The sequence below is a fragment of the Lachnoanaerobaculum sp. ICM7 genome (genome assembly GCF_000287675.1).
GTDB lineage: Bacteria > Bacillota > Clostridia > Lachnospirales > Lachnospiraceae > Lachnoanaerobaculum.
In genome coordinates, this window is the sequence record NZ_ALJL01000030.1 from 60,625 (window position 1) to 85,783 (window position 25,159).

Here is a 25,159-nt window from a genome sequence, read left to right on the forward strand (position 1 = left end):
ATATTTCCGAAAGATTGCCGATTTTTTATTATTGAAAGTTGGTGATGTATGAAAAAAGTATTGGCTTTCGATATGGGAGCAACTTCTATCAGAGGTATCGTAGGATATGTTGAGGATGGAAAGCTTGTAACTGAGGAAGTTATGAGAATGTCCCATAGTATACAAGAGAAGAACGGTAGATTGTACTGGGATTTTGAAGGTATTTTAGAAAAGATAGTAAGTACGATCGTTGAAAACAAAGACGTATCATGTATCGGTATTGATACATGGGGTGTTGATTTTGGAGTGATTGACAAAGATGGGAATCTTATATCAACGCCATTCTCCTATAGAGATGAGAAATATGCTATAGGAAGAGAAGAAGCGAAAACAAAGATAAGTGAGCTTGAAATATTCAAAAATACCGGAAATCAGATAATGACGATAAACACAATATTCCAGCTGCTTACTTTGAAGAAATTGAATCCTGATATATATGAAAAAGCTGATAAGATGCTGATGATGCCGGATTTGATTTTCTATATGCTTACAGGAAAGAAAATAGGAGAAGAAACTATCTGGTCTACAACAGGACTTTATGATATGGGACAGAGAAAAGTTTCAGACACTATATTTGAAAAACTTGAACTTAAAAAGAGCCTGGTTCCGGAGATTGTAAAGGCCACAGAAGTAGTCGGCAATACAAAAGACTCGGGAATAGAGGCATTAAGGGGACTTTCAATCGATGTGATACCGGTATGTACACATGATACCGCAAGTGCACTTCTTATGACAGACAGCTTCCTTGATGAGGACAGTATGTTCTTAAGCTGTGGAACATGGTCACTTATAGGTAGCGTGGTAGACAAATGTATCATAAACGAAAAAGCTTATGAGAACAATCTTACAAATGAATTGGGATTTGACTCAAAGCCTATGTTTTTCAAAAATATCACAGGACTTTATCTGTTGGAAAAGTACAAAGCACAGCTTGAAACAAAGCTTGGCAAAAAGATTCCATTTGATGACATCAGTGATTATGTAAACAAACTTGATAAGAAACTTTCACTCATAGATATGGATGCGGAAATATTCGCAAAAGAGGGTATTGATGTAAAGAGTGAGATTGATAATTTTATTAAAAATCAGGGTGGCAATACTCCTGAACATGATTTTGACTATTTTGCTGTTATTTATGAGAGCATGGTAGCAAAGTATATGGAAGTAAAGGCCGATATTGAAAAGATTTTGAATAAGAATTTCAAGAAGATCCATATGATCGGGGGCGGTGCTAAGTCAAGCGTACTTACATCTATGATTGCAAATAAAATGGGGGTAGATGTGAAGGCGGGACCTTACGAGAGTTCAGCTCTTGGAAATATTCTTCTTTCACTATTACATCTTAATGAAGTAAACGATTTAAAAAGCGGTATTGAATTGATCTTAGGATCATGCGAGATAAAAAGAATAGATTCAAAATAATAAGGAGGGAATTATGAATCATCCAAAGATAGGTATAAGACCTACAATCGACGGCAGATGGGGCGGCGTTAGAGAGTCACTTGAAGAACAGACAATGGGAATGGCAAAAAGAGCGGCTAAACTTATAGAGGACAACTTAAGATATCCTGATGGAGAAAAGGTGGAGGTAGTAATATCACCTACAACTATCGGTGGCGGTGCAGAGGCTGCTGTTTGTGAAGAGTTCTTTGCAAATCAGAATGTAGTTGGAACACTTACAGTTACACCATGCTGGTGCTACGGAACAGAGACAATGGATCTTAATCCGAACACAATTAAAGCTGTTTGGGGATTCAACGGAACAGAGAGACCGGGTGCGGTTTACCTTGCTGCTGTTATGGCTGCATATGCACAGAGAGGACTTCCTGCATTCTCAATTTACGGAACAGAAGTTCAGGATAAGGATGAGACAACTATCACAGCAGACGTTGCAAAGAAGATTTTAGACTTTGCAAGAGGCGCAGTTGCAGTTGGTATTATGAAGAATAAGTCATATGTAAATATCGGTTCGGTATCTATGGGTATTGCAGGTAGTGTGGTAAACGTAGACTTCTTACAGAAGTATCTCGGAATGAGAACTGAATGGGTAGATATGACAGAGGTTCTTAGAAGAATTACACTTGGTATTTATGATCATGAAGAGTTTGAAAGAGCTCTTGCATGGGTAAAGGAATACTGCAAAGAGGGTATGGACATCAATGCAGGTAAGGACTTCCCTGAAATAATCAAGAAATCAAGACATATTGAAGATGACAAGCAGTGGGAATTCTGCGTAAAGCATGCAATGGTAGTAAGAGATATACTTGAAGGAAATCCGAAGCTTGCCGAAATGGGATGGCATGAGGAGTCACTTGGAAGAAACGGTATTGCAGGCGGATTCCAGGGACAGAGAATGTGGACAGACTGGCTTCCAAACGCAGACTTTACAGAGGCTATTATGGCTTCAGGTTTCAACTGGAACGGTAAGAAGATGCCAACACCGTTTGCAACAGAGAATGATACATTAAACGGTGTGGCTATGATGTTTGGATGGCTTTCTACATGTAAGGCTCCAATATTCTCAGATGTTAGAACATACTGGTCACCGGATGCTGTAAAGAGAGTCAGCGGAAAAGAACTCAGCGGATATGCTAAGAACGGTATCATCCATCTTATCAACTCAGGTGCAAGCTGCCTTGATGCAAGTGCTGCAGCTAAGGATGAGAACGGTAACGGAACAATGAAGGAGTGGTGGAACCTGACAGACGCAGATGTTAAGGCATGCTGTGAGGCTACTGACTGGTGCAGAGCCGACTATGAGTACTTCAGAGGCGGCGGTTTCTCATCACACTTTAAGACAGCAGCAGAAATGCCTGTTACAATGATCAGAGTAAATATGGTTGAAGGTGTAGGACCTACACTTCAGGTAATAGAAGGACATACATGTGTACTTGATGATGATGTACATAGAATCCTTGATGAGAGAACAAGCAAGACATGGCCAACAACATGGTTTGCACCAAAGATTGGCGTAGGTGCTGCAGATTCAGTATACAATGTTATGGCTAAGTGGGGAGCAAACCACGGTGCAACAGTAGAAGGACATGTAGGAGACAGACTTCTTACATTGGCTTCAATGCTTAGAATCCCTGTAGCATTCCATAATATTGAGGACGAGAGAATATTCAGACCACATTCATTTAACGGATTTGGAACAGCTGATTTAGAGGGACAGGACTACAGAGCATGTGCTTACTATGGTCCACTTTATAAGTAAAAATTAAATACAGGAGGGCAATTTGCCCTCTTGATAGTAAAGGGGAAAAATATTATGTTGATGGAGAAGGAAAGACTGCTTTTAATAGAGTACGGAAAGAAACTTGTAAAAGCAGGACTTACCAAAGGTACAGGCGGTAACCTGAGTATATTTGACAGAAAGAACGGACATGTAGCAATCACTCCTTCAGGAATAGATTTCTTTGAGATACAGCCTGAGGACATAGTTATCATCGATGTTGACGGAAATGTGATAGAGGGAAACAGAGTTCCTTCATCAGAGTGGGCAATGCATGTAATGCCATATAAATACAGAGATGATATCGATGCTGTTATTCATGCTCATACAATGTATGCAACCGTTATGGCTTGTCTCAGACAGGAACTTCCTGCAACTCATTATATGATCGCTGTAGCAGGTGAGAATGTAAGAGTGGCCGAGTATGCTACATACGGAAGCCCTGAGCTTGCAAAGAATGCTTTTGAAGCAATGAAGGACAGAAAAGCTGTTATTTTGGCAAACCATGGAATCCTTGCAGGTGCAAATGATTTGCTTAACGCTTTCAATATTATAGAAGAAATTGAGTACTGTGCCGAAGTTTATACCAAAGCTAAGGCTATCGGTGAGCCGGTAATATTACCTCACGAAGAAATGACTCTGATGGCAGAGAAGTTCAAGACATATGGTCAGAGGGTTAGTATTAAAGATAAATAGGAGGGAGATCTTATGTCAGCATTACTCACAATGAAAAATATAAAGAAATCTTTCTCCGGAGTTGCAGCATTAAAAAATGCCGAACTTGAACTTAATAAGAGTGAAGTAGTAGCACTGATGGGTGAAAACGGTGCCGGAAAATCAACTCTTATGAAGATTTTGACAGGAATATATTCTAAGGATGAGGGTACTGTAACTTTTGAAGGAAAAGAAGTAGAGTACAAGTCTGTATCCGAATCTGAAGAGGCGGGAATTGCAATCGTACATCAGGAATTAAATATGATGAACGATCTGACAGTGGCACAGAATCTTTTCATCGGAAAAGAGAGAAAAAAAGGAATCTTTATAGATGATGCAAAGATGGCTGAGGATGCCAGAGAACTGTTCAAAAAGCTTAATGTAGATATAAATCCTAATGTAAAAATAGGAAGTCTTACTGTAGGAAAGCAGCAGATGGTGGAGATTGCAAAGGCTATCTCGACAAATGCAAAGGTTATCGTATTTGATGAGCCTACAGCGGCCCTTACAGACTCTGAGATTGAAGAGCTTTTCAAGGTTATAAACGATTTGAGAGCCAAGGGCACCGGAATAATTTATATCTCTCACAGAATGGACGAAATTAATGTTATCTCCGACAAGGTTATTGTCATGAGAGACGGAGAATATGTAGGTACTTTGGTAACAAAGGAGTGTACAAAAGACGACATCATTAAGATGATGGTTGGAAGAACAGTCTTTATGGAGCCAAAGACCAAATCAGATGTCGCAGCAGATGCGGAAGTTGTGCTCAGATGTGAAAATCTGAATAGGGGAAAGCATGTAAGGGATGTTTCCTTTGATCTGAGAAAGGGTGAAATACTTGGATTCTCAGGACTTATGGGTGCAGGAAGAACCGAAGTTGCAAGACTTATATTCGGTGCGGACCCGATGGATTCCGGTAAGATATATATTCACGGTAAGGAAGTAAGCATAAAATCCACAAAGGATGCCGTGAACGCAGGTATCGGTTATCTGTCAGAAGATAGAAAGAGATATGGACTCTTGGTAGACAAATCGGTAGAAGAAAATACCTGTCTATCTTCACTTGAAAAATTCACAAAAGGACTGTTTATAGACGGCTCAAAGTCAAAAACTGTCAGTGAAAAATATGTTCAGGAATTAAGAACCAAAACACCAAGTGTTACACAGATTATAAAGAAACTTTCAGGTGGAAACCAGCAGAAGGTTGTTATAGCGAAGTGGTTGGTAAAGGATTCTGAAATATTGATATTTGACGAACCTACAAGAGGTATCGACGTAGGTGCCAAGAGTGAAATATATGATTTGATGGAAAGATTAGTTAAAGAAGGCAAATCCATAATAATGATTTCATCGGAATTGCCGGAGGTACTCAGAATGAGCGACAGAGTCGTAGTAATGTGTGAAGGTAGAATAACAGGCTGCCTTGACATCTCTGAGGCTAGTCAAGAGGGAATCATGACATGTGCAACAAATAGACAGGGGGCAAAATAATGAACCTAAAAAAGATTTTTTCAAATCAGCAGGCAGTGGTTATCGCCGCGCTGGTAGTAATATGTATAGTGTTTTCACTGTTAACAGATAAGTTCTTACAAGCTACAACATTTACAAACATTTCAAAGTCTGCTTACTATGTAGCATTTATGGCAATCGGAGTTACTTTTGTTATTGCTACAGGCGGTATAGACCTTTCAATAGGTACAGTTGCTATATGCTCTGCACTTATAGGCGGAACCTTTATGGAAAAAGGTGCACCTATGTTTGTTGTTATATTGATAATGCTCTTGGTTGGAGCTGTATTCGGACTTATAAACGGTATTTTGGTATCACATTTTGAGTTGCCGGCGTTTATAGCCACACTTGGAACCATGATGGTATCAAGAGGTCTCGGATCAATCGTATCAAAGACAAAGACAATATCATTCCCACAGGGAAACAGTGCAGGTGCTTGGTTTAGAGAGATATTCATGGTAACAAAGGATGGCGGCATCCTTCCAAAGAATTTCCCTACAGGATTTATACTTTTAGCAGTATGTGCCGTAGTAATGGCAGTAGTACTTAACAAGACAAGACTTGGAAGATATATACTTTCAATAGGTTCTAATAAGGAAGCTACAAGACTTTCAGGTATTGATGTAAAAAAATATGAGACACTTGCTTATGTATTCTCAGGTGTGTTCGCAGCACTTGCAGGACTTGCATACGTAGCAGTATTCTCAACAGCACAGCCGAATACAGGTAACGGATTCGAGCTTGATGCTATTGCAGGAGTAGTTATAGGTGGAACATCACTTTCAGGTGGTGTAGGTTCAATCGTTGGAACAATTATAGGTGTGTTTATCATGACAGTACTTAAGATCGGTTTCCCATACATCGGAGTACAGTCACATTATCAGCTCTTCATCACAGGAATCATATTAGTATTCGCTGTGTATATGGATATCTTAAATAGAAAAAGAAAGGGTTAATAAGGAGGAAATTATGAAGAAGAGATTTTTAGCAGTTGCAGTAGCAAGTTTGATGGCAATGTCATTAGCGGCATGTGGCGGATCAAGCAGTAGTTCAAGTGAGGCTGAGAAGACAACAGCAGCACAGGCAGACGGATCAAAGTCTGAGGAGACAAAGGCGGAGGCAAGCGCTGACGGAAAGAAAATTGAAGTTATTGCAAAGGGATTCCAGCATCAGTTCTGGCAAGCGGTTAAGAAGGGTGCAATGCAGGCAGGAACAGATTTAGGAGTTGAAGTATCATTCCAGGGTCCTGACAATGAGTCTGCAATCGCACAGCAGGTTGAGTATCTGGATGCTGCAATCGCACAAAAGCCTACAGCTATATGCTTTGCTGCACTTGATACACAGGCAAGCTTGGGTTCAATCCAGACAGCAATGGATGCAGGTATCCCGATTATCGGATTTGACTCAGGTGTTCCTGATGCACCGGAAGGAGCTATCAAGGCTAATGCATCTACAAACAACCTTGTAGCAGGACAGTTGGCAGCTAAAGAGACATATGAGCTTATCAAAGACAAAATTGATGGTGCTTCAGGTACAGTTAGAATCGGTGTTGTTGCTCAGGAGTCAAACTCACAGTCAATCGTTGAGAGAACAAAGGGCTTCGTTGAGGAGATGACAAAGCTTGTTGGAGAAGACAAGGTTTCAGTTGAAGGACATGACAGCTTAAAGAATGAAAAGAGCGGCGCTCCTGTAGTTATCGATGTAGGTATCCCTGCAGAAGTTAAGGATGCAGACGGTGCAGCTGTTGCATCAGCTATCTTAGAGAAGTCAGACCTTATCGCAATCTACGGTTCAAACGAGTTTGCAGCAAATGCAATCATCACAGCTAACGAAGGTCTTGATAAGATCGGCGAAGGCAAAGTTGTTGCAGTTGGATTTGACGCAGGTAAGAAGCAGCTTCAGGCAATCAAAGACGGTTTATTTGCAGGTAGCGTAACACAGGATCCTGTACAGATCGGATATAAGGCAGTTGAGCTTGCAGTTAAGGCAGCAAACGGTGAGAGCGTATCAGATGTTGATACAGGTGCTTTATGGTACACAAAGGACAACATGGAAGATCCAAAGATTGCTCCATGTTTATATGAATAAGAGGTAAATATGTTAAAAGGTATACCCGAGATAATATCACCGGAACTTTTAAAATACCTTTGTGAAATGGGTCATTCAGACAGATTGGTCATTGCAGACGGCAATTTCCCCACACATAGTGTGGGGAAGGATGCCCATATCATAAGAATGGACGGTCATGGTGTATGTGAGATATTGGATGCTATATTAAAGCTATTTCCACTTGACACTTATGATCCGCACCCGGTCAGCATTATGGAAAAAGTACCGGGAGATACAGTAGCGACTCCTATTTGGGACGAGTTCAAAGAAATCGTATCAAAATATGATACAAGACAAGATGCTATCGGAAGCATTGAAAGATTTAAATTTTACGATGAAGCAAGAAAAGCTTATTTGATTATTGCTACATCAGAGAAGGCACTCTATGGCAATATAATGTTGCAAAAGGGTGTTGTATAATTTTGGTCAGTAAGTGACAGATTATTAGGGGGATTCATTATGGCTAACAGAATCATATTAAATGAAACATCATATCATGGACAGGGTGCTATTTTAAGCATTACAGAAGAAGCAAAGCTTAGAGGTTTCAAGAAAGCTTTTGTTTGTTCAGATCCGGATTTGATTAAGTTCAATGTAACAAAAAAAGTTACTGATTTACTTGATAAAGAGGGTCTTGAGTATGAGATTTATTCTGATATAAAAGCAAATCCGACAATTGAAAATGTTCAAAGCGGAGTAGCGGCTTTCAAAAAATCAGGTGCAGATTATATAATAGCTATAGGTGGCGGTTCATCTATGGATACCTCTAAGGCTATCGGAATAATTATTGCAAACCCTGAGTTTGAAGATGTGAGAAGTCTTGAGGGACTTTCACCTACAAAGAATCCATGTGTTCCTATTTTTGCAGTGCCTACAACAGCAGGTACGGCAGCAGAAGTTACTATAAACTATGTTATCACAGATGTAGAGAAGAAGAGAAAATTCGTGTGTGTAGATCCACATGATATTCCTGTAGTAGCATTTGTAGATCCTGATATGATGTCAAGCATGCCAAAAGGACTTACAGCTTCAACAGGTATGGATGCACTTACACATGCTATCGAAGGATATACTACAAAGGGTGCTAACATTATCACAGATATGTTCAACTTAAAGGCTATCGAGCTTATTGCAAAATCACTTCGCGGTGCAGTAGAAAACACTGCAGAGGGAAGAGAAGGAATGGCTATCGGACAGTATCTGACCGGAATGGGATTTTCTAACTGTGGACTTGGAATAGTTCATTCAATGGCACATGGTCTTGGTGCATTGTATGATACACCTCATGGTGTAGCAAACGCTATTATTCTTCCAACAGTTATGGAATATAATGCTGATGCGGTTGGCGAGAAGCTCAGAGATGTGGCTAAGGCTATGGGAGTTGAAGGCACAGAGAAGATGAGCGAAGCAGAGTACAAAAAGGCAGCTGTTGATGCAGTAAAGAAGCTTTCTGAAGATGTAGGCATTCCAAAGGATTTAAAAGAAATAGTAAAACCTGAGGATGTAGACTTCTTGTCACAGTCAGCAATGGATGATGCCTGCAGACCGGGCAATCCAAGAGATCCAAAGTTTGAGGATATTAAGGAATTATTCTTAAGCTTGATGTAAAATTGTTACCTTCTATATTATTTTAATAAAAGGGCGTATACTTACTTTAGGGTGGGTATATGCCCTTTGTGCTTTATATATACAAACTTATTTACATTTAGATATCAATATAGTACGATATACATAAATAACAGAAGTGAATTTAGAACTGATAGAAGTATTCAGTGGGTATATTATATGGAAAAAGTTGATAAAATATGTCCATACTGTGGAAAGATGATGGAAAGGGGAGAGATTCCCAGAGGTGAAGGACGTTCACCTTATGATATCAAGTGGATTCCTGAACGCAAAAAAAGTAAATGGTGTGAGGAGTTATTATACTTCTTTTCTCAGGAAGGTAAAGATAAAGTAATAGAATTAACGAGTAAGTATTATCCCACATTAGGGGATGAGAAGAAGTGCATAGCCTACCTTTGCAGAGAGTGCAAAATAATAATAATCGATATTTAAAATCAAGAAGCTTTGCAGTATATATTCAAGATAAAGTTCATTATACAAAGACTTTTCCCTGTAGAGTAAAAAGGATATTTTAGTAAGGGAGGATTTATGGAAAAAGCGGAAGTAAAATGCCCATACTGTGGAAAGATAATGAGTGAGGGCATAATAGAAGGTGCAAGGTATTCACTTTGGTGGCGGGATACAGACAGTAAAAGAGGTTTTTTAAAATCGCTTTTAAATTTGGATAAAAAGAATGTAAGACTAAGCTATCCTTTTTATGATAAATATTGCATCGCTTATTTATGCAGGGGTTGTGAAAAGGTAGTAATAGATATTGCGGAAAATAATAGAAATATTAGAAGAGATTATGGCAGTGACATACAAATTGAGTGACATTTTGTTTTTCAAATATGATATTCAGTTCATAGATTTATGAAAGGGGAGATTATGGGAAGTTATTATAAGAAATGCCCGTATTGCGGCAGAGCAATGGAAAAAGGGAGTATACCTCCCGGAAGATCTTCACTTAAGTGGAAGAGTGATTATGAGAACAGAAGCAGTCTAAACTATATGTTCAACTTTGATAAAAAGGATGTAAAGCTCGCTTCCGTTTGGGGTGAAATATGTTGCACCGCCTACCTTTGCAGAGTTTGCAGAAAGATAGTAATTGATGTATAAATCTAAATATCTAAGTTGACTTATTCTTTTAAAAATATATAATAGTATTTAAGCGAAAATTAATTTTTGCTTTAAAATTATTTGGTATAATTATCTAAATTACATTTGGACAAAGTTTGACGGTTTAGTAATAAATTGTCACTTGGATTAAAGGAGGATACGACAATGGGATTTTTTGATCAATTAGGTGATGTTGCAAAGAACTTGGGTGCAGCTGCAGGTGACCTTGCTAAACAGGTTAGCGATAAGACAAATGACGCTTTAGAGATAAGCAAGCTTAATTCAAAGATTTCGGCAGAGAGAGTTGAAATTGAAAAGGAAAAGAAGAAAATCAGTGAGACTCTTATAGAAAAATTTGCAAAGGGCGAGGAAGTACCTGAGGAGATAAAGGGATTCTGCGAGGCTATTAAGGAGCATTTCCTCAATATAGACAAGCTTAATGAGGAAATTGAAAAAGTAAAGAATACTGTAGGCAAGAAGGCGGAAGAAGTAAAAGATGCCGCAGTTGAAAAAGCAGAAGAAGTAAAAGAAGCTGTAGCCGAAAAGGCTGAAGATGTAGCTGAAAAGGCTGAGGAAGTAAAGGATAAGGCTGTAGATACATTTAATGAAGTTAAGGAAAATGTTGAGCATAAGGTAGAGGATGTAAAGGAAGACATTAAAGAAGGTGTCGACAACATTCAGAATTAATGCATTGATATTTCTATAGAAATTAATTAAAATAAGAGAGTAAAACCTTATGGTTTTGCTCTTTTTTATAAGAGGAAAATATGTTTCGGCTCGGAATAAATATATTTTGGAGGTAGTAGTGAAAAAAAGAATATTAGCTGTAATGGCATGCGCACTATTGGCATTATCAGGTTGTGCAAAGACAAATGTAAATGAGAGTACTTCAGGTGCGGAGAGTACTGCAGTAGAGAGTACACAAACAAGTACTGTAGGAGCAAATGAAGAGAGCCTTGGAACCATAAAGCTAGGTGGATTAAAAGGACCTACAAGCATCGGACTTGTAAAACTTATAGATGATGCAAACAAGGGAAGCCTTGCTTACAGTGTCGATTTTGATATGGAGACTGCACCTGATGTGATGGCACCAAAGCTTCTAAACGGAGAAGTGGATATTGCGGCATTGCCTGTAAATATGGGATCTGTACTTTTCAACAACTCAGACGGACAGGTTACCATGCTTGATATAAGCACTCTGGGTATTCTCTATATACTTGAAAAAGGAGATCAGAGTATAAAGAGCGTAGAAGACTTAAAGGGCAAGACAATAATAGCACATGGACAGGGTGCAACACCTGAATATTCACTCAGTTATATCTTATCAGGACATGGACTTGATATAAATACCGATGTAACTATGGACTGGAAATCATCTGCGGATGAGGTTCTTGCAGCTGTTGAAAATGCAGACAATGCGGTAGTTATGTTGCCACAGCCATTTGTAACTGTAGCTCAGACAAAAGTACAGAACTTGAATACTGTTTTGGATCTTACAAAGGAGTGGGATGCGCTTGGAACAGGTGGAAAACTTGTCACAGCAGGACTGTTTGTAAGAAATGATTTTCTTGAGTCAAATAAGGAGTTGGTAGACGAGTTTATAGCAAATTACACAGATTCGGTTAAATGGATTAATGAAAATGTGGAAGAGGCATCTAAGCTGGTAGAGGCAAATGATATCATTAAGGCACCTATCGCAGCCAAGGCAATACCATATTGCAATCTGGTATCTATAACAGGAGATGAGATGAAGAGCGCTACAGAGGATTATTTAATGACATTGTTTAATCTAAACCCTAAGTCTGTAGGTGGTGCATTGCCGGGAGAAGAGTTCTATTATACCGGAAAATAGTCTATGAATAAAAATAAAATACATAAAATTACAGCAGTGCTTCTTGCACTGCTGTTTTGGCAAATAGTAGCAATGATTTTAAACAGGTCATTTTTACTTTCATCCCCTGTAGAAGTAGTCAAAGCATTGTTTGAACTTGGTGGGAAGAATGTATTTTGGATGGGACTTGGAAAAAGTATATTTAAAATAATTTTGGGATTTTTAGCAGGTGGAGGAGTAGGAATATTCCTTGCAGGACTCTCATACAGATTTAAACTGTTTGAGATCTATATATCACCATATATTATGGTGATTCGCTCGGTACCGGTAGCATCATTTGTCATCATAATACTTATATGGCTTGGAAGTGAGGCACTTTCGGTTTTAGTATGTTTTTTTATGGTAATGCCAATATTTTATGCCAATACCCTGGAAGGATTAAAGTCTGTAGATGTGAAGATGTTGCAGATGGCTAAAATATATGAACTTGGTCAAAAGGCAAAATTTATATACATATATTTACCGGGGCTGGAGTCATTTTTGATATCATCAAGTGTGGCTTCAATGGGAATTGCTTTTAAGTCAGGTATTGCGGCTGAGGTGATAGGCAGACCCAAAAATACTTTGGGATTTTTCTTATTTGATGCCAAGATCTATCTTGAAACTTCCAAGGTATTTGCTATTACGCTGATAGTAATACTGTGCAGTGCAATTTTTGAAAGATTGATAATATTTATTATGGAAAGATTTTTCGGATTGATAAAGAGGGTGTATTGATGTTTTTAAAAAATATATATAAAAGCTTTGACGGCACAGAAGTTTTAAGAGACTTCACTATGGAAATAGCTGATGGCGAACATGTTGCACTTATGGGAAAGTCCGGAAAGGGAAAGACCACTATATTAAATATTATAATGGGCTTTGAAGCACCTGATTGCGGTGAGACGGACATAACAAAGGAAATATCTACAGTATTTCAAGAAGACAGACTAAGTGAGAGTTTTAGTGCGATTTCAAATGTATGCCTGATGACCGGTAATAAAGAAATTGCAAAAGAAATTTTAGATAAGCTTGGCATAGAGAGTGAAAAATATGTAAATACTATGAGTGGCGGCCAAAAAAGAAGAGTGGCACTGGCAAGATGCCTATCAAGAACAGCGAAACTTTATATATTTGACGAGGCTCTAAAGGGGCTTGACGAAAAGACAAAAGCTGTGGCAATGACAGTTATAAAAGAGTATACTTGTGGAAGAAGTGTACTCTTTGTGACACATGATATAAATGAAGCAAGAGACTTTGCAGATAGAATAGTGGAGATTTAACTATGGAAATAAAATTTGAAAAGCTTTCTGAGTGGCAGGTAGAGAATATAAAACTTTCGGAGGTATCATATAAGTATGCACCGATATATTCAAAGAATCATTTTGCTAGAGCGAAGGATGAGTTTGTTATTTACTGTGGTGAGAATAATGGTGTTTTGTGGTTAAGGGATAATGAATATAAGTTTATTCCGATTAATACAGAAAATAAAAGAAGCAGTAAACTCTTGCTTAATACAGATGACGGTATTATTTTAATCAGTGAAAATGAGGCATGGAAAATGGGAGAATATGATGAAGCATTTACTCCTATAAATATAGAAAAACCTTGTATTGCAGAAAATATAACAGAGATATCAACTTTGGGAGAGAATGAAAATTTTCCGGTTATTTGTCGTGTAAGTGTAGAGGCGATGGCTGCCAACAGCTTTACATTTTTTAAATATGATAAAGACAAAAATACAATAAAATTTGAAGACATATTACAACCAATATTTACAACAGAAAATACAATGAAAAAATTTTTTGACTCACTGTCTGAGGCCGACGGACTGTATTATAAGATGGATTTTAAATATAACTATCCACAAATTGGAAGTATGATGATAAAGGATGACGCTATATATGTATTCTTGGAGGCTGATACTGTAAATCCATGCGGACTTAGTTCTTTTAAGTATTATTGGTATGTGGAAATAACTAAAGACGGGGTTTATAAAAAGAAAATCTGGGGAGAGGAAAGATTAGAAAAACTACCCGGTAAACATGGAGTCAGAGGTAAATTTAGTGCGGACAAGAAATATCTTATCTTATCCCCTATTTTTAAAACAGGAGAATGGAAGGGTAAGCAAAAATTACTCAGACTTTCAGATTTGGAACTTCTAGATATCACATTGCCAAGAGGATACTCAAAGTTTAGAGTGATGGATATTTTTGATGAAAATGTCTTTATAAGTGATGAAGTAGATAAGATAGTGCTTTGCAAAATGACAGAAGGGTAATATTGTGAACGGTATAAAGAAAAAGTATATAGCCTATATTATGATAGGCACTATTTTAATATATGGAATAGTAAGATATTTTAATGTTGTTGAAGGCTATATAAAAAATATAACCAAAGCATTGATACCATTTGTGGTGGGAGCCATAATGGCATATATTATAAATATTCTTATGGATGCATATGAAGCTTTACTCCTAAAAAAATTCCATAACAAAAAAATTATAAGAATGATATCAATAACTTTGTCTTTTCTTACCTTTATGCTTGTGATAGCATTGCTTCTTGGAATAATTATTCCGCAGCTTGTAAAAATATCGTTTTCTATAATGTACACTAATCCAAGTGATTTAAAGCAGATAATAGTTGATATCGGGAATAATGAGCGGATAAATAATATTTTAAAGATGTTTAATATTGATACCAACAATATAGACATAGCAGGCTATATGACAAGGCTGATTAAAGAGGTAATGTCAGGTGTCGGAAATGTACTGAGTGGAATATTAAGCGGTATATCAGGATTTTTTAATACGGTATTTTCTTTATTTATGGCAATTGTTTTTGCAATATATATACTTGTGGATAAGGAAAAGCTGAGAGTACAGGGAGATAAGCTGCTAAAAGCATTTCTTCCATCAAAAAGAGACTTTATTATTGATATTATAAGTGTTTTTGATAACAGTTTTAAAAAGTATTTTGTAAGTCAGGTAAAAGAGGCGATAATACTTGGTGTATTATTATACATAGTTATGTCTATAGCAAGATTACCATATGCCTCATCCATTGCTATCCTTGTCGGTGTGACTGCACTTATACCTGTTATCGGTGCATATGCAGGACTCTTTATCGGTGCATTGATGATACTTACAAAATCCGTGCAGAGCATGATAATATTTATAATAGTTCACACATTAGTACAGCAGTTTGAAAACAATATAATATATCCGAGAGTTGTAGGAAGCTCAGTAGGACTTCCCGGAATGTGGGTTATTGTTGCGGTTTCACTTGGAGGAAGTATTGGCGGAATATTCGGTGTACTGGTTGCAGTACCGGTAGCGGCAGGACTTTATTATATTCTAAAGAGAGAAACACAGAAGAGATTATAAAGCTTATAATTATATAGATTCAGCTATAATATTTATATGTATTTTGTGTTAAATCTATATTACATTTGCTTGATAAATCGACCTTAAACCATTATAATCTTTCTTAGGGAGAGCGAGGTATTATGTAATACATCCTGAAAGCAGAGGGTTTTTATGCCAAATACAAAAAAAGAACATGAGCCTGATGAGAAAAATCCTTTTATAAAACAGACGATTATAGAGGATAAAAAAGCCCGTAATAAAAAGGCTGTCTCAGCGGCTTGCCTTGCTATTGTTTTTGGAATGGTTGCAGGACCAAGTATGGCATTGACATCACATATTATAAACAAAAACATACTAAGCAAAAAGACAAAGACCACTATTGAGATTCCAAAGGAAGAAACTACAGTTGAGAGTAGTGAGGAAGCGGAATCTTCAGAACAGGTAGAAGACATAGTTGCATCTGCTATAGAAAGTATTGATTTGAACGAAAAGAATTTGGTGCAGATGTATGAGAGCCTGAGTAAGGTTGCAGAAAAAAAAGATAATACTATTGTAAAAATAAGTGCCGTCACCACAGACACTGACTGGTTCAACAACACATTGCAAAATGAAAGCAGTTGTTCGGGAATCATAATAGCAAAGTCGGGTGATAGCCTTATTGTTTTGGCTCCAAATATGGAAAAAGAGAGTGGAATAAAAGTTGCTTTTTTTGATGGAAGTAATCAAGAGGCTACAGTAATCGGAAGTGACGGGCTGACAAATTTAATGATACTCTCTGTAGATACCTCTTCAATGGAAGAAAAGATAAAAAACATTGAACCGGTTGTACTTGGTAATTCATATCAGCTGAAAAAAGGTGCTTTTATATTGGCGGTAGGCAGTCCGGTGGGAGTATCAAGAAGTATCGATATCGGAAATATAACTGTAATTGATAAGAATGCCAGCTTTTTTGACGGATACGGAAGAGTAATATACTGTGACAAACATCTGGACAGCGTAGGAACATTTTTGCTGGATACATCAGGGAATCTGGTAGGTGTAGTCTCCAATCTGGATGACAGCTCATCCATATCAATGGCATATGGTATATCCGATTTGAAGGTGCTGATTGAAAATATGACAAATGGTGTAGGATCGGCATACTTGGGAGTTCGTGCACTTGATATAGACAAGGACAAAGCGCCTGAGGGTATGCCAAGCGGTATCTATGTCTCAGAAGTCAGGGCGGATTCACCGGCCTATAATATAGGGATACAATCCGGAGATATAATTTCCATGATCGGTAATGAGGAAGTAAACTCCATAACAGGGTTTAAAAATATAATGGAAAAGCTAAAACCAAACCAAGTAGTAAATATCAAGGTAAATCGTTCAGGAAAAGACGGATTTACAGAATTGAATTTTGAGACAACTATTGGTGCCAGGAGCTAGAAGGGTAGAAAATGAAATTTATTGAAAGCTTAAAAGAAGGAATGCATATTTCAGAGGTTTATCTGTGTAAAACGAAAACTATTGCAGTATCCAAGACAGGTAAGGAATATGCCAGCCTCAGTTTGCAAGACAAGACAGGAAGCATTGATGCAAAGATATGGGATCTTTATTCTCCCGGTATCTCTGATGTAGATGCTATGACCTTTGTAGTGGTTGACGCTGAAGTTACATCTTTTAACAACACATTGCAGCTGAAGGTTGCAAGAATAAGAGAGGCTGATGCAAAGGAATATACAGCATCAGACTATGTACCGGTATCTAAAAAAGACATTGAAAAAATGTTTGCAGAGTTAAAAGAAAAGATAAAATCAGTAAAGAATCCTTTCTTGAATAAGCTTTTGACCGCTATTTTTATAGAGGACCTTGAATTTCAATCTACATTTAAAGCATCATCGGCAGCAAAGACCGTGCATCACGGTTTTCTTGGAGGATTACTTGAGCATACTCTGGGAGTGGCCAAGCTTTGCGAATATTTTTGTGATAATTATGAGTCATTAAATCATGATCTTCTTATTACATCCGCACTCTGTCATGATATAGGAAAGACCAGAGAGTTGTCGGCATTCCCGGCAAATGATTATACTGATGAAGGCCAGCTGGTGGGACATATAGTAATAGGTGTTGAGATATTAAAAGCACAAATTGATAAAATTCCGGGATTCCCGAAGAGGCTTTCAAATGAGCTGATACATTGCATATTGGCACATCACGGAGAGCTTGAATACGGTTCACCTAAAAAACCTGCGCTTATAGAGGCTTTGGCTCTCAATCTGGCAGACAATGCGGATGCAAAGATGGAGACCTTTATAGAGCTGTTGGCACAGGGACAGGAAGGTGCTACAGGCTGGCTTGGCTACAATAAGTTACTTGAGAGCAATTATAGAAAGACAAGTGTATAATATAAAGTCGATACATATAGACTGATTATCAAAACAGTCTGCTAAGTTTAGTAATGGAGATATATGAAAACTGATAATACATTGAATTATAAAAAAGGTGAAATGATAACAGTTGATATAACAGACTTTGGAGAAAATGGCGAAGGCATCGGAAAAACCGATGCCTTCACATGGTTTATAAAAGATACTGTTATCGGAGATAAAGTCAAAGCAAAGGTTATGAAAACGAAGAAAAGCTACGGATATGCAAGACTTGACAGTATAGTTAAGGAAAGTCCCGACAGAATACAGGCCAAATGCCCCGTGGCAAGAAGCTGTGGCGGATGTACATTACAAAGCCTTGATTATAAAGCAGAGCTTAGACTAAAGCAAAACAAAGTGGAAAATCATCTGAAAAGAATAGGAGGTTTTGACCTCTCAAGTGTAGAGATAGAAGAAATTATAGGTATGGAAGACCCGATAAGGTACAGAAATAAATCCCAAATTCCCTTCGGAAGAAAGAACGGTAAAAACATTACAGGCTATTTTGCAGGCAGAACTCACAGCATTGTAGAGTTTGATGACTGCATTATCGGTATAGAAGAAAATAAGACTGTACTGCAGATAGTTCTTGACTTTATGGAGAAGTACAGTGTGGATGCCTACAATGAGGAAGATGGAAGCGGCATAGTAAGGCATGTACTTATAAGAAAAGGCTTTGCTACGGGTGAGCTGATGGTATGCATAGTTATAAATGAAAACAATCTGCCACATAGTGATAAGCTTGTAGAGAGCTTATGTGCTGCACTTGGAAGCGATTTAAAATCTGTCTCTATCAATATAAATAAAAAGAATACCAATGTCATATTGGGAGAAAAAACAGTTACTCTTTATGGCAACGGCTATATAGAGGATTATATAGGGGATGTGAAGTTTAGAATATCGCCACAGTCCTTTTATCAGGTAAATCCTGTACAGACAAAAAAACTATATAGTAAGGCATTAGAGTATGCTGCACTGACCGGTAAAGAAACAGTTTGGGATATGTACTGCGGTATAGGTACTATTTCACTCTTCCTTGCAAAGTCCGCAAAGTTTGTCTATGGCGTGGAAATAGTGGACGCCGCCATACAAAATGCAAGAGAGAATGCAAAGCTTAACAATATAGAAAATGTGAAGTTCTTCGTAGGCAAGGCGGAAGAAGTAATCACAGGCGAATATGAAAACGGCAATATAAGAGATATAGACGTAATAGTGGTAGACCCGCCAAGAAAGGGGCTTGATAAGCTTGCAATAGATACAATGTTAAAATTATTGCCAAAAAGAATAGTATATGTAAGCTGCGATTCTTCCACACTGGCAAGGGATTTAAAGATGCTGTGCGAGAAAGAATATGAGCTAAAGAAACTTACGGTGGTGGATCAGTTTTCTAGGAGCTATCATACGGAGAGTGTGTGCTTGCTGTCAAGAAAAGATAAAGCGGTATAGTATTCGCAAAATTTACAAGGCCTATTATAGAAAATGATAGGAGGTACTGAAAATGGAGTACATAGGTATTGGAATATGCGTGATAGCTGTGGTAGCAATCTGTATATTCATAGTTAAACGAAAAAAGAATGCTAAAGAAGCAAATCAAAACGAGGATGTAAAAACTGACGGAGAGGAACGTGCAATAGCTGTTTCTAATGATGCACCGGTAGAATTAGTCATTGAGATGGAAATGCTTCCGGCAGAAACCATCAAGGATAAGAATGCACTTGTTGAAATTACAGACAGCAATTTGCTTGCTCATGTCAACAATCTTGTTCCCGGTTTAGCGCAGGCAGGAAATGCAGTCAATAATGTAGCGCAGGCTGTGGAAGCTGCAAATGTAGGTGTTCTATATAGAGCTATTATTCCTGCAGGTACAAAATTAACAGATTCAAAGGCTATGGAAGGCGCAGTTCGAGGGTTTATCGTGGAGCAGAAGGAATTCAGGGACATGCCAATTTAGTGGCGGTTGAAGCGCAAAAAGGAACTGCAGTGGTAGCAAACACCGTCGCAGCTGCTATGGGAGTTGCATCGATGGTTGTTGGTCAGTATTACATGACTCAAATAAACGCAGAACTAGGTGCCATTAGTGATGGGATTTCAGAGATACAGAATTTCCAAGACAATGAGTATAGAAGTCGTGTATTTTCTCTCGTAGCTCATGTAAAGAAGATTGCCGATTTCCGGACAGAAATTTTAGAAAATAATGAACTCAGAATATCTAAGATAAATCAGTTAGACAGTCTTGAGGAAGAATGTACTCAATTGTTGGGACAAGCCAATTTAACTTTAGCCGGTTTTGCAAAGAAAACAAACCTTGATTATGAAGAGTATGAAAAAGTCGTCGGTAATGCTCAGAATTGGTTTATGTATCAAAAGTCATTGCTGGATGTTTTGTACAGGATAGCGGATTTGAGGTATACGTTACATCTTGGAGCTGTATCGAGAGAACAATGTATTGCGATTCTTTCAACATATACAAAGCAGGTTCAAGACACACAAAGCATGCTGGCTGCATGGCATGAAGGAACAACTGAGAGATTGAAAATAGATACTGATGAAGTTAGAAGAAAACGAGCAGGATTTGACAGAGTGATTCATTTCCTTCCGGGGGTATTTTATAAAGATTTAAATTATCGTTCTATTGAAAAGAGTACGGCAAACATGATTCGTACGCAGACTTCCAAAGAGAGCACACTATCAATTGACAAATCAGAGCTGTATTTAGAGGATGTGCAGCTTATTGCTAAGGATGGAAAAATATATTATTTGCCGGAAACGAAAGCAGAATAAAGTAAAAGAACCCTCCCGGCCATCAATGGTCAGGAGGGTTTTGTGCGTCTATGGAGCTATGCATCAACGTCTGTGCTGACATCAGATTTCAGTTCAACGGTGATGCTGTTATCCCGGATGATTATCTGCTTAGCACCGGTGATTCATCAAACTTGGTGAGATGGGATATCTGCTGAGAAATTTAATCCTGATAAAAATCCCATAAAAAGTCCTTTCGGCCTTGTTAGACGTATAAAATTCAAGGTTTCTTCATAGAATATATTTTGCAAATGCTTGCAATCGCAAGCAAAAAACTGATATAATATAGTAAAAAGGAGGTGATACTATGGCAAATACATCCGCTGTTTATGCAAGAATAGATACCAATCTTAAGGATAGTGCGGAAGAGATTCTTTCTCAACTTGGCATTTCGCCATCAAGTGCAATTCAGATGCTCTATAGCCAGATTGTACTGAAGAAGGGGATGCCATTTGATTTGCGTCTTCCTGCTTCCAAACCGTTAGCTGTTGGTGCAATGACCGGAGAACAGCTTGATGCAGAGCTCCGGAAGGGTGTCGATTCTATCAAGGCAGGAAGAGTATATTCTGCTGATGAAGTTGATGAGGCACTTGCAAAGGAGTTTGGTATATGACGGAAGCCTATAAGGTCGGATATTCTGTAGATGCACTTGATGACCTACGAGAAATCTATGCTTATATTGCAAATGAGCTTCTATTTCCGGAAACAGCCGTCGCTCAGGTGGGACGTATCCAAAAAGAAGTCCGTTCCTTGGATTTCATGCCGGCTCGCTATACGTTAGTTGATTGGGAGCCGTGGCATTCTATGAAAATGCATCAGTTGCCTGTAGATAACTTCATCGTCTACTATCTGGTCGATGACGAAGAGATGACAGTTACGGTGGCTCGTATTATCTATGGTTGTCGTGACATCGAAGGAATCATAAATTCAAATGATTAATAAGAATGGAGCTGTAGGGAAATGGTAGTCATAAAATAGGCGGTGATATGTTTGTCATACAATAGTTGGAATCTTGAACTAAATGAATATATACGCCAAGGTGAACCGGATAAGGTTGAAAAGAGTAATGCATGGAAAACTGCTATCGGGCTTCAGTATGTAGATGGACTTAAGCCCTCAAAATATTTGATTGAAACTGCAAAAGATCATAGTGAAGGTAAAATCAGTATTTCTGAAGCAGACAGGCTTATTGTTAGTTATTATAAAGAAAGAAAAGACCTTCCAATTTTCACCGGTAGAACTACAAAATATTCATCGTAAATTATTTGAAGGTGTACTTAATTATGCCGGAAGAATAAGAGATTACAATATTACAAAAAATGAGTGGGTACTTAAGGGAGATACAGTACTGTATGCATCGTTTGACAGTATTAGGGCTACACTTGATTACGACTTTTCGCAGGAGAAGAACTTCTCCTATAAAGGACTGAACATACATGAGGCTATTAGACATTTTGCTAAATTTACATCAGGTATATGGCAAATTCATCCGTTTGGAGAAGGAAATAAAAGATCAACCGCAGTATTTATTATTAAATATTTAAAGATATTCGGCTTTACCATAAGTAACAATACGTTTACCAAAAGTTCATGGTATTTCAGAAGCGCCTTAGTTCGAGCGAATTATAATAATCTGAGAGCAGGTATTCATGCCACAAAATGGATGCGAAGCACAATTTAAAAAATAGATATATGCATATTGATTTCAATGTTCAAAGTGTCAATAAGGTTTAATTGCTCGTGAAAATGGAAAATGAAACGGTAAGTGGAAGATACTTATAGAAGTATAATATGCACTAAAGATTGAAAATCAAAAATCTGCTATAAAATTCGTAGAGGATATACTTAAAATAAGATTATCCTTGATGAATAGGACAGTTTTGAGTCTTTAAGATATGTGCTGTCAGATAAAGTTGATAGCGAAACGACAGATATGATGAAACTTGCATGTGACTTCAACAAATTAATATATGCCAGAGTAAGGTATAATCTTATGTTGTCAGAAGGTAAGAATAAAGATGGTCTCAGTGAATGGGAAAGGGAATAAAATGACAGATGAAAAATTAGTTCAATTAGGCTTAAATGGTAAGGATTCTCTAAAAATGATTTTATCGGGATATGTTGAGAATGATAAGAGTGAGAATGGTGGAGAAAAAGTGGGTGTAGTTTCTGTTATGTTTGTGTCTGAAAACAAAGAACTTGTCAGTAAAAAAATGGAAGAATTTGAAGAAAAATATCCTGAAAGATATTTTATGGTGTACAGTGTTCCATTGGATACTGAACTGGAAGAATTAGATCATTATCCATCTATTGCAATTTTTGAAAGTGATTTTAAGTAGAATTTTTGTTGATTTGGTAATTGTAATATAATAACTATTTTAATATACAAAATGAATTTATTTTACAGTAAAAATGCTATGAAAGATTTTGAAAATGAGAATAGCAGTCAGTGATTGTTTACTTGGAGAGAACTGCAAATATAATGGGGAAATAATTATAGTAAAAAGTTAGTTGATTATATCAAAGCTAAGTTATAAAGACGGTACTTCAGTGGAGTGAATACAATATATGACGGATCTTTTCCGGGTAAGCTTATTCATAGACATGTGTATTTGCAGGAGAATGGAATAAAGGTGATGGACATTGCGGATTTATAGATATTTGGGTTTGTAAGTATAATATATATATTTCGTTTTGTAAGTACTGAACCTTAAGTATGCATATACTAAGTATTGCATCGCCTGTAAATACTACTGAAAAGTTAATTGCGAAGGAGATTTATGAGAAAAGAGTTTGAAATAAATGGTTGTATAGAAGTTCAAGCGGAAATAACAGAGGACGAATTTTTTGATGCATTTATTCAATTTGTTGAATCCAAGGGTTGGTCTTTTGGTGGCGGTATAAATGAAATTCAGGATGGTTACTATATTTTGCCGGACGGGACCAAGGAGAAATCTGTTTTAGAGGATGAATAAAAATCATATAAAGAATTAAGTTACAGCAAAGCACATAATCTTAAAGTTTTAAATGGTTCATGTACGTGCAAGATAACAACAAATTGGATTAGAAAGTTATTCACAGATTTGTTTAACATAATATAATTAAAGTACGTAGTAAAAGAGGGGGTGAGTTGTTTGTCATACAACAGTTGGGATCTTGAGCTAAACGAATACATACGCCAAGGTGAACCGGATAAGGTTGAAAAGAGTAATGCATGGAAAACTGCTATCGGGCTTCAGGATGTTGACGGACTTAAGCCATCAAAGTATTTGATTGAAACTGCAAAAGATCATATTGAAGGTAAGATCAGTATTTCTGAAGCAGATAGGCTTATTAGCAGTTACTATAAAGAGAGAAAAGACAGGGATGGTGTGGAAGCAGATACTAAAGAAGCGGATATTGTATCTGTAAGAATCGCAAAATTACTTGGAGAGAAGACCTTTCAATTTTCACCGGTAGAATTACAAAATATTCATCGTAAATTATTTGAAGGTGTACTTCATTATGCCGGAAGAATAAGAGATTACAATATTACAAAAAATGAGTGGGTGCTTAAGGGAGATACAGTACTGTATGCATCGTTTGACAGTATTGGGGCTACACTTGATTACGACTTTTCGCAGGAGAAGAACTTCTCCTATAAGGGACTGAATATACATGAGGCTATTAGACATTTTGCAAAATTCACATCAGGTATATGGCAAATCCATCCGTTTGGAGAAGGAAATACAAGATCAACTGCAGTATTTATTATAAAATACTTAAAGACATTCGGTTTTGCCATAAGTAACGATACATTTGCCCAAAATTCATGGTATTTCAGAAATGCTCTAGTGCGAGCAAATTATAATAATATGAGAGCAGGTATTCATGCTACAATTGAATTTCTTGAATTATTCTTTGAAAATCTTTTAATGGATGCGAAGCATGATTTAAAAAATAGATACATGCATATTGATTTTGATGGCCAAAATGCCATTCAAAGTGCCAATAATTCAGTTCCAAAGTGCCAAAATGGCACTTTGGAAATATCTTTGGAAGAATTAGCTATTATAAATGCTTTAAAGACTAATTCGGCATTAACTCAAAAACAGATATCGGAGCTTGTAGGGAAGTCGGAGAGAACGATTAAGAGATGTACAGTGGAAATGCAGGAAAAAGGTTTAATTGCTCGCGAGAATGGAAAACGAAACGGTAAGTGGAAGATACTTATAGAAGCATAATATGCATTCAAAAAGGAAGAGTATGCAATTAGGATGGATTGATTTTTCAAAAGAAGATAGACAAAAGACACCGGATGTTATAAATCTGCCACATAGTGATAAGCTCATAGAGAACTTGTGTATTGCGGTATAGGTACTATCTCAGTTTTCTA

28 protein-coding genes and 1 pseudogene are annotated in these 25,159 nt (G+C 37.4%); all 29 read left to right on the forward strand.

Going from position 1 to position 25,159, the window contains the following annotated elements; genetic code table 11:
• The first annotated feature begins 48 nt into the window (after positions 1-48).
• The 29 genes and pseudogenes from HMPREF1140_RS10800 to HMPREF1140_RS10930 all read left to right on the forward strand — a co-directional run bounded on the left by HMPREF1140_RS10800 (position 49) and on the right by HMPREF1140_RS10930 (position 25,007).
• Positions 49-1,461, forward strand: a complete 1,413-nt coding sequence (locus tag HMPREF1140_RS10800) for a rhamnulokinase (RefSeq protein ID WP_009663849.1) — start codon at positions 49-51, stop codon at positions 1,459-1,461.
• A gap of 13 nt (positions 1,462-1,474) precedes the next feature.
• Positions 1,475-3,256 (forward strand): L-fucose isomerase, encoded by a 1,782-nt coding sequence (locus tag HMPREF1140_RS10805; RefSeq protein WP_009663865.1) that lies wholly within the window; start codon positions 1,475-1,477, stop codon positions 3,254-3,256.
• A 54-nt stretch (positions 3,257-3,310) separates the two neighbouring features.
• Entirely contained in the window at positions 3,311-3,970 is a 660-nt protein-coding gene (locus HMPREF1140_RS10810; protein WP_007594253.1) for an L-fuculose-phosphate aldolase, read from the forward strand.
• A 12-nt stretch (positions 3,971-3,982) separates the two neighbouring features.
• On the forward strand, positions 3,983-5,482 hold the full coding sequence (locus HMPREF1140_RS10815; protein WP_009663833.1) for a sugar ABC transporter ATP-binding protein: 1,500 nt from the start codon (positions 3,983-3,985) through the stop codon (positions 5,480-5,482).
• The gene (locus HMPREF1140_RS10820) at positions 5,482-6,456 is read left to right on the forward strand and encodes an ABC transporter permease (protein ID WP_009663932.1); all 975 of its coding nucleotides are present in this window, start codon (positions 5,482-5,484) and stop codon (positions 6,454-6,456) included. The genes HMPREF1140_RS10815 and HMPREF1140_RS10820 overlap by 1 nt, the downstream gene beginning before the upstream one ends.
• A 13-nt stretch (positions 6,457-6,469) precedes the next feature.
• Positions 6,470-7,588, forward strand: a complete 1,119-nt coding sequence (locus HMPREF1140_RS10825; protein ID WP_009663846.1) for an ABC transporter substrate-binding protein — start codon at positions 6,470-6,472, stop codon at positions 7,586-7,588.
• A 9-nt stretch (positions 7,589-7,597) separates the two neighbouring features.
• The gene (locus tag HMPREF1140_RS10830; protein ID WP_009663870.1) at positions 7,598-8,029 is read left to right on the forward strand and encodes an RbsD/FucU family protein; all 432 of its coding nucleotides are present in this window, start codon (positions 7,598-7,600) and stop codon (positions 8,027-8,029) included.
• 39 nt (positions 8,030-8,068) lie between these two features.
• On the forward strand, positions 8,069-9,217 hold the full coding sequence (gene fucO, locus HMPREF1140_RS10835; RefSeq protein WP_009663853.1) for a lactaldehyde reductase: 1,149 nt from the start codon (positions 8,069-8,071) through the stop codon (positions 9,215-9,217).
• A 177-nt stretch (positions 9,218-9,394) separates the two neighbouring features.
• On the forward strand, positions 9,395-9,667 hold the full coding sequence (locus tag HMPREF1140_RS10840) for a PF20097 family protein (RefSeq protein WP_009663837.1): 273 nt from the start codon (positions 9,395-9,397) through the stop codon (positions 9,665-9,667).
• A gap of 96 nt (positions 9,668-9,763) precedes the next feature.
• The gene (locus HMPREF1140_RS10845) at positions 9,764-10,048 is read left to right on the forward strand and encodes a PF20097 family protein (protein WP_009663831.1); all 285 of its coding nucleotides are present in this window, start codon (positions 9,764-9,766) and stop codon (positions 10,046-10,048) included.
• A gap of 54 nt (positions 10,049-10,102) precedes the next feature.
• Positions 10,103-10,333, forward strand: a complete 231-nt coding sequence (locus HMPREF1140_RS10850) for a PF20097 family protein (protein ID WP_009663895.1) — start codon at positions 10,103-10,105, stop codon at positions 10,331-10,333.
• A gap of 165 nt (positions 10,334-10,498) precedes the next feature.
• Positions 10,499-11,020 (forward strand): hypothetical protein, encoded by a 522-nt coding sequence (locus HMPREF1140_RS10855; protein WP_009663835.1) that lies wholly within the window; start codon positions 10,499-10,501, stop codon positions 11,018-11,020.
• Between the two features lie 118 nt (positions 11,021-11,138).
• Positions 11,139-12,185, forward strand: a complete 1,047-nt coding sequence (locus tag HMPREF1140_RS10860; RefSeq protein ID WP_009663852.1) for an ABC transporter substrate-binding protein — start codon at positions 11,139-11,141, stop codon at positions 12,183-12,185.
• A 3-nt stretch (positions 12,186-12,188) separates the two neighbouring features.
• A complete protein-coding gene (locus HMPREF1140_RS10865) occupies positions 12,189-12,941 on the forward strand; it encodes an ABC transporter permease (RefSeq protein WP_009663841.1) in 753 nt (250 codons plus the stop codon).
• Entirely contained in the window at positions 12,941-13,486 is a 546-nt protein-coding gene (locus HMPREF1140_RS10870; RefSeq protein ID WP_009663881.1) for an ATP-binding cassette domain-containing protein, read from the forward strand. Before HMPREF1140_RS10865 ends, HMPREF1140_RS10870 begins: the two co-directional genes overlap by 1 nt.
• A gap of 2 nt (positions 13,487-13,488) precedes the next feature.
• Positions 13,489-14,484 (forward strand): hypothetical protein, encoded by a 996-nt coding sequence (locus HMPREF1140_RS10875; protein ID WP_009663928.1) that lies wholly within the window; start codon positions 13,489-13,491, stop codon positions 14,482-14,484.
• Positions 14,485-14,488: 4 nt separating this feature from the next.
• Positions 14,489-15,592, forward strand: coding sequence for an AI-2E family transporter (locus tag HMPREF1140_RS10880; protein WP_009663856.1), 1,104 nt, complete (start codon positions 14,489-14,491; stop codon positions 15,590-15,592).
• A 153-nt stretch (positions 15,593-15,745) separates the two neighbouring features.
• Positions 15,746-17,005 (forward strand): S1C family serine protease, encoded by a 1,260-nt coding sequence (locus tag HMPREF1140_RS10885; protein WP_009663859.1) that lies wholly within the window; start codon positions 15,746-15,748, stop codon positions 17,003-17,005.
• Between the two features lie 11 nt (positions 17,006-17,016).
• A complete protein-coding gene (locus HMPREF1140_RS10890; RefSeq protein ID WP_009663897.1) occupies positions 17,017-17,964 on the forward strand; it encodes a 3'-5' exoribonuclease YhaM family protein in 948 nt (315 codons plus the stop codon).
• Positions 17,965-18,027: 63 nt separating this feature from the next.
• On the forward strand, positions 18,028-19,431 hold the full coding sequence (rlmD, locus tag HMPREF1140_RS10895) for a 23S rRNA (uracil(1939)-C(5))-methyltransferase RlmD (RefSeq protein ID WP_009663916.1): 1,404 nt from the start codon (positions 18,028-18,030) through the stop codon (positions 19,429-19,431).
• A 79-nt stretch (positions 19,432-19,510) separates the two neighbouring features.
• Positions 19,511-19,936, forward strand: coding sequence for a hypothetical protein (locus HMPREF1140_RS13590; protein WP_198007474.1), 426 nt, complete (start codon positions 19,511-19,513; stop codon positions 19,934-19,936).
• Positions 19,936-20,766 carry a hypothetical protein gene (locus HMPREF1140_RS13595; protein WP_009663939.1) on the forward strand — a complete coding sequence of 277 codons (831 nt, stop codon included), beginning with the start codon at positions 19,936-19,938 and terminating at the stop codon, positions 20,764-20,766. The genes HMPREF1140_RS13590 and HMPREF1140_RS13595 overlap by 1 nt, the downstream gene beginning before the upstream one ends.
• A gap of 325 nt (positions 20,767-21,091) precedes the next feature.
• Positions 21,092-21,397, forward strand: a complete 306-nt coding sequence (locus HMPREF1140_RS10905) for a type II toxin-antitoxin system RelB/DinJ family antitoxin (protein ID WP_009663880.1) — start codon at positions 21,092-21,094, stop codon at positions 21,395-21,397.
• Positions 21,394-21,723, forward strand: coding sequence for a type II toxin-antitoxin system RelE/ParE family toxin (locus tag HMPREF1140_RS10910; protein ID WP_035620433.1), 330 nt, complete (start codon positions 21,394-21,396; stop codon positions 21,721-21,723). The genes HMPREF1140_RS10905 and HMPREF1140_RS10910 overlap by 4 nt, the downstream gene beginning before the upstream one ends.
• Before the next feature lie 51 nt (positions 21,724-21,774).
• A pseudogene (locus HMPREF1140_RS14175) lies at positions 21,775-22,509 on the forward strand (Fic family protein); the annotation flags it as partial.
• Between the two features lie 172 nt (positions 22,510-22,681).
• Positions 22,682-22,831 carry a hypothetical protein gene (locus HMPREF1140_RS13320; protein WP_198007475.1) on the forward strand — a complete coding sequence of 50 codons (150 nt, stop codon included), beginning with the start codon at positions 22,682-22,684 and terminating at the stop codon, positions 22,829-22,831.
• 1 nt (position 22,832) lies between these two features.
• A complete protein-coding gene (locus HMPREF1140_RS10920) occupies positions 22,833-23,123 on the forward strand; it encodes a hypothetical protein (RefSeq protein WP_035620435.1) in 291 nt (96 codons plus the stop codon).
• A 441-nt stretch (positions 23,124-23,564) separates the two neighbouring features.
• Complete coding sequence (locus tag HMPREF1140_RS10925; protein WP_009663832.1) at positions 23,565-23,759, forward strand: hypothetical protein; 195 nt, start codon at positions 23,565-23,567, stop codon at positions 23,757-23,759.
• A 159-nt stretch (positions 23,760-23,918) separates the two neighbouring features.
• Positions 23,919-25,007 carry a Fic family protein gene (locus HMPREF1140_RS10930; protein ID WP_009663937.1) on the forward strand — a complete coding sequence of 363 codons (1,089 nt, stop codon included), beginning with the start codon at positions 23,919-23,921 and terminating at the stop codon, positions 25,005-25,007.
• The last annotated feature ends 152 nt before the right edge of the window (positions 25,008-25,159 follow it).